At 43.2% G+C, this 16099-nt stretch carries 14 protein-coding genes; 11 read left to right on the forward strand and 3 right to left on the reverse strand.

Annotation, left to right across the window (positions count from 1 at the left end; translation table 11 throughout):
- The first annotated feature begins 52 nt into the window (after positions 1 to 52).
- From ASULF_RS09030 to ASULF_RS09060, 7 genes are all read left to right on the forward strand, one after another.
- On the forward strand, positions 53 to 1897 hold the full coding sequence (locus ASULF_RS09030; protein ID WP_015591420.1) for an aldehyde ferredoxin oxidoreductase family protein: 1845 nt from the start codon (positions 53 to 55) through the stop codon (positions 1895 to 1897).
- A gap of 899 nt (positions 1898 to 2796) precedes the next feature.
- Complete coding sequence (locus ASULF_RS09035; RefSeq protein ID WP_015591421.1) at positions 2797 to 4131, forward strand: amino acid ABC transporter substrate-binding protein; 1335 nt, start codon at positions 2797 to 2799, stop codon at positions 4129 to 4131.
- Between the two features lie 39 nt (positions 4132 to 4170).
- A complete protein-coding gene (locus ASULF_RS09040; RefSeq protein WP_015591422.1) occupies positions 4171 to 5067 on the forward strand; it encodes a branched-chain amino acid ABC transporter permease in 897 nt (298 codons plus the stop codon).
- Entirely contained in the window at positions 5064 to 6053 is a 990-nt protein-coding gene (locus ASULF_RS09045; RefSeq protein ID WP_015591423.1) for a branched-chain amino acid ABC transporter permease, read from the forward strand. The genes ASULF_RS09040 and ASULF_RS09045 overlap by 4 nt, the downstream gene beginning before the upstream one ends.
- Before the next feature lie 13 nt (positions 6054 to 6066).
- The gene (locus ASULF_RS09050; RefSeq protein WP_015591424.1) at positions 6067 to 6801 is read left to right on the forward strand and encodes an ABC transporter ATP-binding protein; all 735 of its coding nucleotides are present in this window, start codon (positions 6067 to 6069) and stop codon (positions 6799 to 6801) included.
- Positions 6802 to 6812: 11 nt separating this feature from the next.
- The gene (locus ASULF_RS09055) at positions 6813 to 7526 is read left to right on the forward strand and encodes an ABC transporter ATP-binding protein (protein WP_015591425.1); all 714 of its coding nucleotides are present in this window, start codon (positions 6813 to 6815) and stop codon (positions 7524 to 7526) included.
- Positions 7527 to 7570: 44 nt separating this feature from the next.
- The gene (locus ASULF_RS09060) at positions 7571 to 8761 is read left to right on the forward strand and encodes an LUD domain-containing protein (RefSeq protein ID WP_015591426.1); all 1191 of its coding nucleotides are present in this window, start codon (positions 7571 to 7573) and stop codon (positions 8759 to 8761) included.
- On the opposite strand, the gene ASULF_RS09065 is transcribed toward ASULF_RS09060, so the two are convergent.
- Positions 8758 to 9141, reverse strand: a complete 384-nt coding sequence (locus tag ASULF_RS09065; RefSeq protein WP_015591427.1) for an Sjogren's syndrome/scleroderma autoantigen 1 family protein — start codon at positions 9139 to 9141, stop codon at positions 8758 to 8760. The genes ASULF_RS09060 and ASULF_RS09065 overlap by 4 nt on opposite strands.
- Positions 9142 to 9197: 56 nt before the next feature.
- Between ASULF_RS09065 and ASULF_RS09070 the strand changes: the two genes are divergently transcribed.
- The 4 genes from ASULF_RS09070 to ASULF_RS09080 all read left to right on the forward strand — a co-directional run bounded on the left by ASULF_RS09070 (position 9198) and on the right by ASULF_RS09080 (position 11537).
- Complete coding sequence (locus ASULF_RS09070; RefSeq protein ID WP_015591428.1) at positions 9198 to 9458, forward strand: UPF0147 family protein; 261 nt, start codon at positions 9198 to 9200, stop codon at positions 9456 to 9458.
- Positions 9459 to 9575: 117 nt separating this feature from the next.
- The gene (locus ASULF_RS09075; protein ID WP_015591429.1) at positions 9576 to 9923 is read left to right on the forward strand and encodes a response regulator; all 348 of its coding nucleotides are present in this window, start codon (positions 9576 to 9578) and stop codon (positions 9921 to 9923) included.
- Between the two features lie 223 nt (positions 9924 to 10146).
- A complete protein-coding gene (locus tag ASULF_RS12225; RefSeq protein WP_052312094.1) occupies positions 10147 to 10554 on the forward strand; it encodes a hypothetical protein in 408 nt (135 codons plus the stop codon).
- An 8-nt stretch (positions 10555 to 10562) separates the two neighbouring features.
- Positions 10563 to 11537, forward strand: coding sequence for a transposase (locus ASULF_RS09080; protein ID WP_052312095.1), 975 nt, complete (start codon positions 10563 to 10565; stop codon positions 11535 to 11537).
- A gap of 1 nt (position 11538) precedes the next feature.
- On the opposite strand, the gene ASULF_RS12105 is transcribed toward ASULF_RS09080, so the two are convergent.
- Positions 11539 to 12525: a hypothetical protein gene (locus ASULF_RS12105; protein ID WP_179943721.1), complete on the reverse strand. Its 987-nt coding sequence runs from the start codon at positions 12523 to 12525 to the stop codon at positions 11539 to 11541.
- A gap of 56 nt (positions 12526 to 12581) precedes the next feature.
- The gene (locus ASULF_RS12065) at positions 12582 to 16088 is read right to left on the reverse strand and encodes a PGF-CTERM sorting domain-containing protein (protein ID WP_015591431.1); all 3507 of its coding nucleotides are present in this window, start codon (positions 16086 to 16088) and stop codon (positions 12582 to 12584) included.
- Between the last annotated feature and the right edge of the window lie 11 nt (positions 16089 to 16099).

Raw genomic sequence — 16099 nt, forward strand, 5'->3', positions numbered from 1 at the left:
TCAAACTATAATTATTAGTGATGATAGTGATTAGTGGATGGGAGTGCGATGTATGTGGTATGGCTATGTTGGAAAAATTTTGAGAGTAGACCTAAGCAGAGATGAAGTGTGGTTCGAGCCCCTACCAGACGAAAGTGTTCTTAAGAGCTTTATAGGCGGAAAAGGACTGGGCTTATGGTATCTCTTTAATTGTTTGGATGAAAATATTTCTCCGTTCGATCCAGCCAATCCTTTAATATTCATGACGGGACCTCTCACAGGTTTGCCCGTTCCGTGCGGCAATAACACAACAGCAGTCTCAATCAATGCAGACACGGGCTATACTACGGGGGCATCACACACCCACGGATATTTCGGTCCAAATTTAAAGAAAGCTGGATTTGACGGAATAATAATAACAGGAAAAGCTGAAAGTCCAGTGTATCTGTGGATCCAAGACAAAGAAACTGAAATAAGAAATGCTTCGAAATTTTGGGGAAAAGATACCCACGAAACTGAAGATCTGATCAAAAAAGATGTGGGCGAGGATAAAGCAAGTGTGGCAGCAATTGGCCCAGCGGGAGAAAATATGTGCTGCGGAGCTGGCATATGGAACGACAAGCATCATTCATTTGCACATTCTGGAATGGGAGCAATAATGGGATCAAAAAACCTCAAAGCAATAGCTGTCTACGGAACCCAGGACGTGCAAATCAGAGATGAGGAAAAACTAAAAGAAGTTGCGAAGATGTGGCGAGAAAACCTCTGGAAAAGCGATGTAGTCAATGCTCTCGCAAAAGGAGGTCTTCCGCAGTCCGAATACAAATATACTAAAGAAAGTTACTTGCTGTCTGCCAAAAACTTTACCGATGTCAGTCCTCCAGAATTTGCTGTAGGCATGTCTAAGTTCAAATATAAACCTAAAGCATGCTTTAGCTGCCCGATTGCATGTTCTTATGAAGTTGAGATAACTGAAGGGCCTTACAAAGGATTTGTAGCTACTCCCGCAGGGGGAGGAGAAAATTTAGAGGGAGTCTCGTCTCTTCTTGGCGTTTACGATCCTGGAGCTACATTTTACCTGATTGAGTTAGCAGACAGGTTAGGATTTGAAACCAGCACAATAGGCTCAACAATAGCCATGCTCATTGAAGCGTATGAGAGAGGCATAGTGAGCAAGGAAGATCTCGATGGCATGGAACTTAAGTGGGGTGATCCAAAACTTGTTGAAGAACTTATGAAGAAGGCGGCGAATAAGGAAGGATTTATAGGTTACTTGCTTTCTTTGGGTCCAAAAAGAGCTGCTGAAGCTATAGGTGCTGAAAACATTGCAATCCATGTGAAAGGTACTGGAATAAATCTGCATGACTGGAGAGTTACATGGGCGATTCTTCTTGGTCAGCTGATTGGTGGTGGCTACAGCTGGCCTGCTCCAGGAGTTGATGCTTGGGCAACAGAACCAGATATCGGCTATGATTCATATCAGGATCCCTTTGACTGGAGGCTAAAGCCGAAAGCAGTAAGAGATACGCAATTGAAGAAGAACTGGGTTGATAGCATTGGAATTTGTTGGTTTGCTGACTGGGGTGTTCCAAGTGCTTTAGAATTCGAAGCAATGGTTGTTGAGGCAGCAACAGGATTTACCGTTTCAAGAGATGAAGCACTTATAATCGGAGAGAAGGTGATAAATTTAGAAAGGATTGTTAATCTGAGGCTTGGATTAAGACCAGAAGATGACATATACGATGTTGGCCCCAGATTTCTTGAACCACCTCCAAAGGGGCCGGGAAAAGACAAGGATGTTAGAAAGCATGTTAAGTGGATGGTCAGGGAATACTACAGGCTAATGGGTTGGAATGAGAAAACAGGAGAGCCATTAAAGTCTACACTACAACGATTAGGATTAGATAATTTAATTTAAAATTTTTTATATTTAAAGTTAATTGTTTCATCCATGCAGTTCTTGACTTGAGAGTATCGAACAACTTCTGCCTACAGTGCTTATCTCATGTATTCTGTTCTTATCACTGGAGTACTTTAAGACTTGATTTATAAATACATCATTGTAAAGATTGAATTGCAAAAATAAAAACAACAAACAAAAAATCTAAAAAGTGAAGATACTGTTGTGATGGGTCTCAGAGCCAGGAAATTCAAGATTTTGAAGGTAACTATTTCGGGAGCGAGAAGAGATGTAACGGGTTCGTTTGCTTATAGCTGGTAACCGCATTGAGTATTTAAGCTATAAACTTGGCGTCTCTTTCTACGAGACCGTTCACATGTGTTCTGTTGAAGTTTGGAAGGGTTTATTTACGTGATCACACTGCCAGTACTTTATATATTCATTTATGCCCTGTTGAAAGTGAGAGCAGGTTTGTGGTGCACCTTAAAACTTGAATCATTGTAAGGAGTACGACTGTACTTTCTAGCATTCTAACGACTTTAACAATCTACAGTGAATCGAGCCGAATGGCGCGAGGATTAAAAGTATAACAATTACAGGAAGGAATATGAATATTCTCACCTAATAGTAAGTGTTAACACAACTTCAACGCTTGTTACTTTGTGAAATACTATCACGCACGGGGTCTTGCAAGCAACGGGAAGATAAACGATGCTCGTAAAGCATATCAAGGACGAGATCGAAAAACCTAGATCTCAAAAAATAAATTATTAATAAAGTTTCATAACAATTTTTAAAAACAGTTAGATAGCCCCTAAATAGCAGATGATAGAAACTGATAAAAGATTAACAAACCGAAATGTTTTTATTTGCGATGTTTTTAAAATTATTAAAAACTATGATTTGGGGGTTAGAGGATGCAAAAAATTAAAATCGGGATTTTAGTGGCTCTTTTGATTGGGGCTCTATTGATTGGATGTGCCCAACAGCAGGAGCAGGCTAAACCAACACCAACCCAGGAAGCAAAAGCTGAAAACACTGAAACTCTGCCAGAGAGCATTCTAATTGGTGGAACACTCAGCATGAGTGGTAAATATTCCAAAGAAGGACAGATGTCCTTATGGGGTATTCAGGCCGCCATAAAATGGGTTAACGATGTCCATGGCGGAGTTAGTGTTGGTGGAAAGAAACTAAAATTGGAGTTCAAGTATTACGATGATGAGTCTAAAAAGGAGGCCGTTCAGAGTTTGGTTGAAAGGCTTATAACCTCAGATAAGGCCAACTTCCTGTTAGCCCCATACAGCTCCGGACTGACTCTTGCCGGAGCACCCATAGCTGACAAGCATGGTGTGCTCTACATGAGCCACGGTGGTGCAAGTGACAGAATATTCGATCAGGGTTATGCCTATGTTGTGCAGACATTAAGCCCGGCCAGCGAGTACCAGACGGCCTTCATCGACATGATAAAGGCTATCGATCCAGATGCCAAGAAAATAGCGATGGTCTATGAAGACAGCGAGTTCTCAAAGGCTGTTTTTGCCGGAGCCAAAAAGCATGCCGAGGAACTTGGATTTGAAGTTGTGATAGACAAGACCTATCCGCCAAACCCACAGGATCTAACGCCATTGCTGCAGGAAGTTAAGGCCGCTAATCCAGACATAATAATCGGCGGTGGACACTTCGCAGATGGCCAGCTGCTTGCGAGCCAGATGGCTGATCTGAAGCTTGATGCAAAAGCAATATCGATACTCGTCGCCCCAGCACTGCCAGCATTCTATGAAGCTTTGGGCAACAACGCTGAGGGTATATGCGGTCCCGGACAGTGGGAGGTTGGAGTCAAGTACAGCCCAGAGTCTGCTAAGGAAGCCGGATTGGAGTACTTCGGACCAACACAGGATGAATTCCTCGAGCTGTTCCATGAGTTCGCCGGAAAGGATGTGACTCCAAGCTACCATGCTGCTGAAGCAGCTGCTGCAGTTCTTGCATATGTCAAAGCAATTGAGTCTGCCAACAGCCTCGACACTGACAAGGTCAGGGAGACAATGAACAACCTGCACTTCATGACCTTCTTCGGTGAGTGGAAGATCGATCCAGCGACTGGAAAGCAGATAGGACACAAGATGGTCATATTCCAGTGGCAGGGCGGAGAGAAGAAGATTGTCTGGCCTAAAGCTGCCGCAAATGCGGATCCATACTACCCTATCCCGACTTGGGAAGAAAAAGCTGAAGGTAAGAAAGCTGTTAAAGAGTGATAATTTTATAAATTTTTTTAATTTTTTAGGAGTGGAAAGATGGTGTTTTTAGAGCAGTTAGCTGGGAATCTAATTTATGGAGCTATCCTCGGTTCAGTGTATGGCCTATCCACAATGGGTCTGAGCCTGATATTTGGCGTGCTCAGAATCGTCAATGTCGGTCATGGACCGTTCATAATGGTCGGAGCATTCACAGCATTCTGGATGTTCACACTGTTCGGCCTGGCACCGATAGGCTCGATCCCGGTAGCGATAGTGCTTGGACTGGCTTTAGGTTTTGTGATATTCTACACGGTCATACGAAGGCTCTTAAACGCTCCAGAACTGTCAACTTTGCTGGCGACATTCGCAATAGGTATTCTGCTTGAAGAAGTTGCGAAGTTCATCTGGGGGCCAGATCACAGAGGATACTCATGGAACATAGGTGATGTAGATATTGGGATAATCCTAATTCCATACTCAAAGATACTTGCATTCATTTCGAGCATAATTATAGCGTACCTGCTGTATCTCTGGTTCCAGAAGACCAAGCTCGGAAAGGCTGTCAGAGCTGTTGTTGAAGATGCTGAAGGTGCTGCGACATGCGGGATAAATGTGAGGTGGATCTACGCCCTGAGCTTTGCAATAGGAATAGCTCTCACAGTCGCAAGTGGTGTTCTGGTAACGCTGTTCGTTCCTGTGGGAATAAACCCATACATGGGCCATGAGTACACGCTGAAGGCTTTCGTAATAGCAGTGCTTGGTGGGCTTGGCTCTCCATGGGGGGCCTTCTTTGCAGGATTCTTATTCGGACTGATAGAGAATGGCTCATACACAATTCTCGGACTTATACCGGGTGTTGAGCCGTTCAGCCTGACAAGGTTTGTTGCTTTCACGCTTCTGCTGGTTATACTGCTGATAAAGCCAACAGGTCTGTTCGGAGGGGATAGCAAATGATTGAAAAATACAGCTCTCTACTTCCAGTGATGCTGATCTATGCTGTGCTCTTTCTCATAGGAATCTCAACCCCAGGAATGTGGCAGCCAGTGGCTTTCATAATGTTCTACATAACTCTGGGACAGGCTTTCAACATATTCCTCGGGCTGACAGGATATGTTGACTTCGGCTATGTGGCATTTCTTGCTTTGGGTGCATATGGAATGGCTCTAGCTTTCGATACCTTTGCCTCTCCAGGAATGGGCTTCGGGATCATTATACTTGGCCTGATCCTTGCGATAATAATGTCCTCGATTCTCAGCCTTGCAGTTGGTGCCGTTGCGCTGAGGTTGAGGGGAGCCTACTTCGCAATTGCCACCATAGGTGTCAACGAGGGTTTCAGATATTTCATCGAGGGTGCAAAGCTCTGGGGTGGCTCGGAGGGGATAATCATCTCAGGAGACATGAGAAAGATGTTTGGCAGGGAGATGGCGAACTACATCTCAACATTCGTCTCAGATGTCCTCGTGTTCATCATAGCAATCCTTGCAGCAATTGTAACTGTAATGATCCTGAACAGAAAAATGGGGTATGCATTGATGGCAGTTAGAGAGGATGAAGATGCGGCGAAGGTTATGGGAATAAATGTAACGAAGTATAAGATCATGGCATTCATAACAAGTGCATCCTTTGCGGGATTGATTGGTGCTACCGCATGGACGCTCAAGATGACATATGTGTTCCCATCAGATGTGTTTCTGATAACCTACACTGTAGAGGCTATAGTCATAGTCATGCTCGGAGGGGCTGGCACATTGCTTGGCCCGATTGTTGGAGGATTGATTTACGGAATACTGAAATACTACCTGTCAATAATTCTACCTGGATTCCAGCTGCTGATTCTAGCACCACTGCTGATTGTCATAATTGTCGCATTCCCGGATGGTGTTGTTGGCAGTATCAAGAACAGGTTGTCGAGTGAAACTGCAAGAAAATATCTGAGGTAGAGAGGTAGAGATTATGGAAATCTTAAAGCTTGAGAATGTCACAAAAAGATTTGGTGGACTTGTAGCAGTAAACAAGGTCAGCTTCTCAATCGAGAAGGGCGAGGCAATAGGAATAGTTGGCCCAAACGGAAGTGGAAAGACAACACTGTACAATCTCATCAATGGGGTTTACATCCCAGATGAGGGAAAGATTTTCTTTGAGGGGCAGGATATAACAAACCTCCCAATCCACACCAGAGCCCACCTCGGCATAGCGAGAACCTTCCAGATACCACGACCGTTCAACTCCGCTACAGTGAGGGAGAATGTAGCTGTTGGGGCGATGTTTGGGTATGCAAAAGCTTCTGTTGATGAGGCGTTAGCCATTGCAGATGACTACCTGAAAGTGGTTGGATTATATGATAAGAGGGATGCCCCAGCAGGCAAGCTAACTCCTCTGGAAAAAAGGTTGATGGAGGTTGCCAGAGCGTTAGCAATGAAGCCAAAGCTTCTGCTTTTAGATGAGGTCATGGCAGGAATGAATCCATCAGATATTGACAGGCTGATCAACTTGCTCAAAAGGATTAGAGAGGAAGAAGATATATCGATAGTCTCTATGGTAGAGCATTTGATGCATGCGATAACGAAGTTTGCGGAAAGAGTTATAGTCATGCATCAGGGCTCAAAACTGCTTGAAGGGGAAACGATCAAGGTTCTAAACGATCCGAGAGTTGTGGAAGTCTATCTTGGCAAAAAGTTGGAGAGTTGAGGGGTGTTTTTATGGATAAAATTCTCAGGGTTGAAGCTCTCGAATCCGGATACGGCACTATGCAGGTGCTCTGGGGCGCTGAGATTGAAGTGAGTAAAGGCAGCATAACCACCGTCCTGGGACCAAACGGAGCAGGAAAATCTACTCTGCTGAAAACGATTTTTGGACTGGTTAGACCGTGGAACGGTAAGATCTTCTTCAAGGATGAGGATGTAACACTTATGCCACCGCACAAGAAAGTTGAGAATGGATTAACAATGGTTCTCGAAGGTAGACATCTGTTCCCAAACATGACTGTCAGAGAAAATCTGATACTTGGGGCCTACAGCGATAGGGCAATGGAGAAAATGAACGAATCACTGGAACTGATATATTCGCTTTTTCCGAGGCTCAAAGAGAGGTCTGAGCAACTTGCAGGAACACTCAGTGGTGGAGAGCAGCAGATGGTGGCGATAGCAAGAGCCTTAATGACAAATCCAGAGATAATTCTTTTAGATGAACCAAGCCAGGGACTGGCTCCAAAACTCGTGATGCAGATGTTCGACACAATCCATAAACTAAAAGATGAGGGGCTGACGATACTGCTCGTGGAACAGAATGTCTTTGCCTCTCTGGAAATATCAGATTATGCGTATGTCCTCAACGAGGGCAGGATCGTTCTCGGAGGGACGATAGACGAGATCAAGGATTCTGAGGAAATAAAAAGAATCTATCTCGGTGTTTAATTTTTTTCAACAAGATATTTAATCTTAAAGTGGATTTCACGACAATGAACGACATTCAATTGCTTTCGATGAAGAAAGCATTCGAGGAAGTGAAAAGGAGGCAGAGACAGAATCTTCCAAAAATAGGAGATCTCGATAACAGACTGAAGAGACTGAAGGATGTTAGGGAAAGATCAGTGGGCAACAAGAAACTCATGGATGCAGCTATAAAGAGTTTAAAAGAGAATGGGTTCAATGTGTTTTTTGCTGAAGATAGTTCTAAAGCGATTGAAATTATAAAAAAAGAGATAGGTAAAGAGAGGTTAGTGGTTAAATCAAAATCAAACATAACAAAGGAGATCAACCTTGTTAAAGAGTTAGAAGCAGATGGAATAGAAGTTGTGGAAACCGATATCGGAGATAGGCTGATACAACTGCTCAACGAGAACCCATCTCATCCTACAGGACCAGCAGTTCATCTGTCCTTAAACCAAATTTCAAGTATCCTTGATAAAAAATATGGTGTCCGATTGAATGGTCCTAAAGAGATTATCAAATTTTTGCTTAAGGATGTGAAGGAAAGTATACAAAAATCAAAGATAGGAATAAGTGGTGCAAATGCGATAACTGCTGAAGGTTCCATTTTAGTCCTGCATAATGAGGGCAACATTTTTGAGGTTGCAAATAGGCCAGAAAAGTGGATCATAGTTGCCGGAATAGACAAGTTCTATCCAAATATAGAGGAGGCTATTAATTCGGCAAAAATACAGACATTTTACGCTACTGGAAACATCGTACCATCATTCATAGAAATCATTAGCGGTGTCAGTAAAACAGCAGATATTGAAAAAAAGCTTATTAAAGGGATCCACAATCCAAAAGAGTGTACAGTTATTTTAATAGACAACAAAAGGAAATATCTGATCGAAAATGGATACAAGGAGCTTTTTCATTGCATAGGTTGCGGAAACTGCGTTATTAACTGTCCCGCATACAGAGTTTTTGGTGAAGAGTTCAAAGGAGGAAGATTTGCATTATATTCAGCATTCTATGAAGGAAAATCCAATCTGAAGCTCTGTCTTTCGTGTAAGAGGTGCAAGAAAAACTGTCCCCTTGAGATAGACATACCGAAGATGATAAGCAATGCCAGAGAAGGTAGCGAAATATACAACTTCTTGCTATCTCACGCAAAGTGGATAACAAGAGCAGTATATCTGGAATTTCTGAGCCTGTACTATCAGATTATGGAAGGCTAGCTTTTACCAATTTTCTCAATCAGAGTCACGAGCTTATCTGCCAAATTTGTCAGTCTTTCTATTTCATCTATTGTTTTCGCTTTTTTCATATATTCAAGCACATAATTAAGTTTCTCTTCGAGAATGCTCTTGTGATTCATACCTAAAGCCTGATTCTCCCGATTTTCAATCTTTGTTGTAGAGGCTTCAGGGATAACCTCAGCACCCATTATAGTATTCTCAACATCTTTTTCAAATACAGCTTCTTTCTTGCAATACGGACAAAACATTTTATCATCCTTTTTAAAAAGTGGTGAGTTGCATTCAGGACAGTGATATGGGAGCATTTTAGCCCCTTTATATAGTAATTTTACCGACTCCGAAATTTTTTTATCTTCCATGATGTTAAGTTGTTGAACGGTAATAAAAAATTTCAGTTTTCAGAGGGGTGATGCCTATGGCAAAAACAGTACCACAGGAAGTGTTAGATGTCCTCGACAGAATAATATTCGATGATTCAGTTCCGAGGAATATTAGAAAGCTTGCGAATGAAATTAAGGAAGATTTGATTCATGGTGAGGAATCTCTAGCTGTTAGAGCATCCTCAGCAATATCTCAGCTTGAAGAGGTAGCTTCAGACCCAAATCTGCCAATGCATGTGAGAACATTGATATGGAATGTTTCCAGCCAGCTCGAGAGGATTTCAGTCGACGAATAGAGAGATTAGCTAAAGTTATTGCTTATTATTATTAATATATTATCAATACTTTTTAGATTTTTAACACAAGTCGGAAAACGAACAAATCTTAAATAATTTGAGATGTACTCAAATCTCATGAAGAGAGTCCTGATTGTAGACGATGACCCTCTTGTTAGATCCATTCTGAAGAGTATGCTCTCAAAAGAGTATAAGGTATATGAGGCTGAAAATGGAAAAGAGGCTATAGCACTGTACAAGGTTTACAAGCCAGATCTGGTACTGATGGATGTTGTTATGCCTGAAATGGATGGCATTAAAGCTTCAGAGATGATCTTAAAGATAGACCCCAATGCAAAAATAATTGGAGTTACAGCATATGCTAAAGGGAAAGGAAAGGAGCTGGTCAATGCCGGAGCTTTAGAGGTACTCGAAAAACCGATTACAAGAGAGAGATTAAGCGAAAGAATGAGAAAGTATTTGTGATGTGGGCTTGCAGAGCGCACGGAGCATCACTGCTCAGCCCCGCCGGTTTTGCAAGCCCGTATAGAACTTGTCATTTTCAGGATTTAAAGTTTAGGTTTTTATCTTCCCGTTGCTTGCAAGACTCCTTCCGCGAGGGAGGGGATACGCAAGGGGAGGTGGGCGGGTTGATACTCCTGTTCACTTTCACACCACTCTCAACATATATATCCTCAAACGCAGACGTATGCATGTGCAGGAAAACCGATGCATAGTCATTCAGCCCAGACTAACCAGGGAGCAGGAGATAGTCATCGGTAACCTCTGCTACAACGCTGGCAAGGTGTGGAATGTCGTCAACTACCACCTCATAAACGGAAATCTCAAGTTCAACGTTTACGATATCTACAGCAAACTCAGAAACAACTTCTTCGTCAGAAACATTCACTCAAGGTCAGCCCAGATCCTCATGGGTCAGCTCGTTGAGGGCTGGGAAAAGTATTTCGACTACCTGAAGAATCCTGAGAATTACAGTTCTCCCGTAAGAAGGCCAGGATTCATGGATAAGAGGAGGGCACATCATACCATTATCTACGACAAAACAGGTTTCAAGGTGCTCGGGAGTAAGATCAGGTTATCCATACAAAACAACTGAGAGAATACTTGAAAGAGGAGTACGGTTTTGACAAGAAGTACTTGTGGATTGATACTGGTATCGACTTAACTCAGTATGATGTAAGAAACATCCAGATCACACCTCTCAAGTACTCTGGCAGGATATTCTACCAGATGGGGATCATATATTCAGTGGAGCAAGAGCAAACCCAACAACCAGAAAAAGAGAGGTTGATGAGCATCGACTTCAACACCTCCAACTTTGCAGTCATCGTTATCGAGGACCACCCCACATCATACATCATCGATGGCAGAGGTCTAATGTCCCTTCTAAGAAAATACCTCAAGAAAATCTCCAGATTGCAGTCTAGAAGAGACAACCTGAAAGAGGGCTTACCACACCACAAACTCAACGAAAGAATTGCCAAGCTCTGGAAGCGGGTGAGAAATTTGCTGAGAGATTTCTCTCACCGTGTATCAAACCTGATTGTGGAGCTTGCCAGGAGACAGGTGACAAGGATCATCGTTGGGAATGTTCACTCATCCAAGAACAAGGAAAGCAAGTTGCCCGACCTCGTAAACCAGATGTTCTCCCTGCTTCCTCACGGGAAGGTGGTAAGACACCTCAAGTACAAGTTTGGGGATGTCGTAGAAGTAAGTGAGGAGTATACCTCTGGTGTGGACTCTGTCAAGTACGAGTACCCCTCAAGAGAGTACTACGAACCTCGAAAAAGGGTAAAGAGGTTCAAGTCCGTGATTGGTATCATCAACGCAGATGTCAACTCAGCAAGAAACATCCTGAAAAAGTACCTGTACGAGATTGGCCAGACGGATCATGTTTTGAAGGATATGGCGTCTGGCCTCAAACAAATAATCAGGTTAAGAGTCTTCCACAGGCTGAGAGGTAGCTCCGAATCTGCCGTGCTGGGACAGATAGGAGTAGTAAGGGGTTGTGTCCCCCTTGGGGTGGTAAGGGGCTTAGCTCAAACCCATCCCGAAACCCCTTGCGTGAGCGAGGGGTGATTCACTTTCTGGATATTAGCTTTATTGAAACTATGGCTGCTATAATCAACAGTGTGTGAGTGAATCCAGGCACATACAGGACTGGGGTTGGGGTAGGTTCAGGAGTGGGTGTTGGAGTGGTTGGCACGGGTGTTGGGGTTGGTGTGGATGTTGGTGTTGGTTCAGGAGTGGATGTTGGGGTTGGGGTAGGTTCAGGAGTGGGTGTTGGAGTGGTTGGCACGGGTGTTGGGGTTGGTGTGGATGTTGGTGTTGGTTCAGGAGTGGATGTTGGGGTTGGGGTTGGAGTAGTTGGAATTGATGTAGCTGGTGGTTTGGTTGGGGTTGGGGTAGGTTCAGGATTGGATGTTGGGGTTGGGGTTGGAGTAGTTGGCACAGGAGTTGGGGTTGGTGTGGATGTTGGTGTTGGTTCAGGGATTTCACTGCTGCTTCCAACAACAAATGCCTTGAACGACTTATCGTCAGCAACAATGTGCAACTCCCCAATTGGTATTTTGGAGGTATCATACACCAACTCATATTTTCCACTGCTATCAAGAGCTATTGTGGATTTAACTGTGGCCTCGATAGTAACCTGAGTATAGTTAGTGTCTCCGAATATCTCTATATCGTAACTTCCCTTAGATATCCTCTGATTTATCGAGACTGTAGCATATCCTGCTGAATCTGCAACTTTCGGGCCACTTGTAGGTACATAGACAGGAAAAATGAAAAAAACTGTCTTGAGTCGCAGGTTATTAACCCTGTACGCTTTAACCGATACCGAATCAACATCCAACGGTATAGGAAAACTGTCTATTTTATAATCATATTTCCCAGAACTCGCAGATACTGTGAACTTACATGTGAGGCTCACCTGAACAACCTGATTGGGTGATCCTGTTACAGTTATTTTCTCAGCATCTCCTTTGACGATGTAGTAATTACCACCAACAACTTTTGAGGGTGTAACTGTGATCTCTATTGCATTAGCTGCATTAGCTGCAACCAAAATAAAAAAAAGAGGAATGAAATATTTCAAGTACTTCAATTAAATCCTCCTATCCATTACTTTCTCCTTCTCAACAGATAAGCCACTGCAAGCAATCCAGCGATCGCATAGACTATCTTAAATCCAGGTATAGACCACCATGGCTTTGGAGTTGGGGTAACCGGTGGCTTGGTTGGAGTTGGGGTAACCGGTGGCTTGGTTGGAGTTGGGGTAACCGGTGGCTTGGTTGGAGTTGGGGTAACCGGTGGCTTGGTTGGAGTTGGGGTAACCGGTGGCTTGGTTGGAGTTGGGGCTGGAGTAACAACATATCCACCTCCAGCACCGATTCTACCAACCACTGGTGCCGGGGCTGGAGCTGGCTTTGCACCACCAAGTGCGAATACACTGAGGTTGCTCAGTGCGACCTTGATGTAGTTGGCATTCTTGTTGTGCTCATAGCTGTAAACATAGTGCGTCGCATCGATCCACTTCCCAACATAAGCTTTCAGATCAACCCATGTGGCGTTTGCAGCATTCCAGTAGAATAAAGTTAGGCTGTTTTCGTCCAATCCTGCAATCTCTGCATCTGTGTACTTGACATACAGGTACACCTTCCTGACACTCCCGTTTACAATCTTCATCTCTGCCTTGACATATTTAACTGGTTTCTTGGCAGTTAGGGCTACTGTAACCCCAACATCCTGTGGATCATTGGAAGCTTTCGTAACAACACTCACATTGGCTCCACCAGTTCCACCCTCAACCTCTACTTTCGTATCAGGAACATCTATTGCCGGCTGGGTTACATTTGGTGGAACAATAACTGGCTTGCTGAATTTGATCGAATCTGTGGCCAAGTTGCCCGCAATATCTGTGGTCTCTGCACTGACAGTATAAGCACCACTCTGTGTCATTGGCACTGTAAAGGTTCCCGAATAGCTTTCCTTTCCGATATTTGATAGATCCACAACGCTAACTTTTGTTCCATTTGGATATGTCAGATACACTTTCAGAGTGTCCAGTTCATTTGTATCCGAGGCAGAGTAGGAAACATTAGCATTATTTCCGCTAAATGAGACATCCAGATACACTTTTGGTTTTTCAGTATCTGTGGTTACAGTCAAAAGCAATTCTCCAATATAGAATACCTTGTAATCGTTATCCAGTGCAACAACATAAACTCTGTAAGTTCCAGTCTCCAGTCCTGATGTGTCGAGTTCGAGTTCGTTAGATGAAGTGTACGCCGCCTTAACCATCCTCTCCGGTATCCAGATGTTTGTATGCTTGTTGAGCAGTATGATCTCCTTCAAGGCTTTGCCACCATAGTTGAGCGTTATGTTCGCGATGTTCAGCAGCCCCTGTGTGATGTCCATTCTAACGGCTGCATCATATTTAACATCCTTTATTGCAACTGCTGAAACTGCCTTAATCTGCTGATTAAATGAGATCTTTACCTTTCCACCTGCAACAACAGAAGTATCCATCGTCGGCTTGTTATTTGCAAGGGTTCCGTTAACTGTTACAATAGGCACCACACAGTCCAGTGCTGTAACATCATTGTCGATTCCGATCACCAGCAACACATAGAATCCAGAGCTGAGTTCCGGTCTTGTGGTGTAGCCGGAAGTTGCATATTTGCTGTCATAGTTGCTCAACCTGAATCCATTGGTGATATCAACCGCATGTGAGTTGATTATATCCTTTATGTTAGCCTGAAGTGTGAATGTCCCTCTTGTCGTTCCAATCTTTGTAAACTGGTTGTTTACATATTTAGCTTGGACCCAACCATTTTCGTCGAAAATGTATGCATATTCCATGAGTTCTGGCAGATTGTCAAGGCTCAATGAGCTTAGAGATAAGCTGCTGACAAGATCGTTGGCCAGATCCTTCGCTTTCGTGTCGTTAATCTTCATAACCATTATCAACCCTTTTGCAGGAGCTTTGACATAGAAGTCGAGCATTGTATTTTCGTCGTATACAATTGCTGTGCTCGGGAAGCTTGTAATCGTTTTGTTTGCATTGTTATCTATATAGACGGTATAATTGGTTTTGCTCCCGGGTACTATCGTCTTTTCCACCTGGTTCAGCGGAAGTGTGAAGCCAGTAGCACCGTACAGCGTGTAGCTAACAATATTCTTATCAAGCAGATCCAGAATTGCGAGCTTCGTTATGTTGAGACCCATTACCTCTTTTGCCTGGGATCTAACTGCATAAGCCACATAGTTGTTATAAACATAGTATTCTGCTGAGTCCACAAAGTTACCAGCCTTATCATATACTCTGATCTTGATCTTGTTTCCGTAACTATCAAGAGTGAACTGCTTTGTCGACTGGTTGGAGTTACTCGTGTATATCTCAGTTGTGCCATATAGCAAGACAACTCTGTCAAAGTTCGTATCTGCAACATTCCAGCTTGCTGTTAGAACTTCATTTCTCTCAATAAATCCATCCCCATCACTATCTGAGATGGTAAAGCTTGCGATCTGTGGTTTTACTGTATCTACAGTAAAGCTCCAGGTAAGACTATGTCCGCTGTTATCCGTTCCTGTTCCGTTTATTTTAACTGTATGTGCTCCTTCCGCAAGATTTGTAGCTTGATATGTAATTGTTGAAGTGTTTTGATCAACTGTAATCGAAGAGGTAACATTATTTCCATCAACAAACATCTTTATCGTTGAGGGATCTATCAAAGAATATCTTACAGATATTGTCGTCGCATTTGCGTTTATATAGCTGCCATCCGCAGGAGATGGGTTGAAGAATCCCATCTCAGATACAGTGACAATAACGGAGGATGTGTTTGCATTACCCATACTGTCCGCTGCCACAACTTTTATTGCGATGCTGGTTGGGAGCGTGTAACCAAGCTGAGTTATGTTCGGGGTGATACTTACTTGATAGTTCTGGGAGTCGATCTGTGTTACAGTATAGCCCGTAGTGAGTTCTGTGCCGTTTATGTAAACCTTAACCAGCGTCGTGTTTATACCGCTCAGATCAAAGAGGTTCGCCTTAACATCAATAACTGGGCCTCCGATTGTTGAGTAGTTCGCCCTGTTGAAGGTTATTGTCGGTGGTTTTTCGTCGAGGGTCGTGAAGGTTCCGTTTGTTATCTGATAGGGGATATCACCAGTATCGAAATCTTTCAGAGAATCTACCTGCGTTATGTTGATCCATGTAAATGATCCGTCGTTTACTTTTTCTTTAAAGTAAATTCCTACAAGAATGGGGTTTGTTAACTGTGGAGGGTTTGTACTGCTTACAGTTATTTTCAACAGACCATTTGCAGAACTGTCAAACAGAGTATATGAGTATCCAGCACCTGAAAGGGTCTGATTAATCCCCTCGTAACTCACCATGTTCTGATCAAATTTAATCCAGAACGATGCCTGCGCCAGTTTTCCAGAATAGTTATCGAGAGATATTGTTACTTCCATTGTATCGAGCTGTCCATCAGTTTTTGTTTGTGTCACGCTACCAACGATGAGATTAGCTCCAATTGCTGGATAAATCAAGGCTATGACCAACGCTGTACTCAGAAGTATTTTTAGTGACAATCTTTCGCTCTTATCCTTTCTAAAAATCATATTCTTACCTC

Origin of the sequence: Archaeoglobus sulfaticallidus PM70-1, assembly GCF_000385565.1 — an archaeon.
GTDB lineage: Archaea > Halobacteriota > Archaeoglobi > Archaeoglobales > Archaeoglobaceae > Archaeoglobus_A > Archaeoglobus_A sulfaticallidus.

Coding starts and splice junctions, on each gene's coding strand:
- ASULF_RS09075 (WP_015591429.1), top strand. CDS start 9,576: ATGAAGAGAGTCCTGATTGTAGACGATGACCCTCTTGTTAGATCCATT.
- ASULF_RS12225 (WP_052312094.1), top strand. CDS start 10,147: ATGCATGTGCAGGAAAACCGATGCATAGTCATTCAGCCCAGACTAACC.
- ASULF_RS09050 (WP_015591424.1), top strand. CDS start 6,067: ATGGAAATCTTAAAGCTTGAGAATGTCACAAAAAGATTTGGTGGACTT.
- ASULF_RS09070 (WP_015591428.1), top strand. CDS start 9,198: ATGGCAAAAACAGTACCACAGGAAGTGTTAGATGTCCTCGACAGAATA.
- ASULF_RS09040 (WP_015591422.1), top strand. CDS start 4,171: ATGGTGTTTTTAGAGCAGTTAGCTGGGAATCTAATTTATGGAGCTATC.
- ASULF_RS12065 (WP_015591431.1), bottom strand. CDS start 16,088: ATGATTTTTAGAAAGGATAAGAGCGAAAGATTGTCACTAAAAATACTT.
- ASULF_RS09035 (WP_015591421.1), top strand. CDS start 2,797: ATGCAAAAAATTAAAATCGGGATTTTAGTGGCTCTTTTGATTGGGGCT.
- ASULF_RS09030 (WP_015591420.1), top strand. CDS start 53: ATGTGGTATGGCTATGTTGGAAAAATTTTGAGAGTAGACCTAAGCAGA.
- ASULF_RS09065 (WP_015591427.1), bottom strand. CDS start 9,141: ATGGAAGATAAAAAAATTTCGGAGTCGGTAAAATTACTATATAAAGGG.
- ASULF_RS09045 (WP_015591423.1), top strand. CDS start 5,064: ATGATTGAAAAATACAGCTCTCTACTTCCAGTGATGCTGATCTATGCT.
- ASULF_RS09055 (WP_015591425.1), top strand. CDS start 6,813: ATGGATAAAATTCTCAGGGTTGAAGCTCTCGAATCCGGATACGGCACT.
- ASULF_RS09060 (WP_015591426.1), top strand. CDS start 7,571: ATGAACGACATTCAATTGCTTTCGATGAAGAAAGCATTCGAGGAAGTG.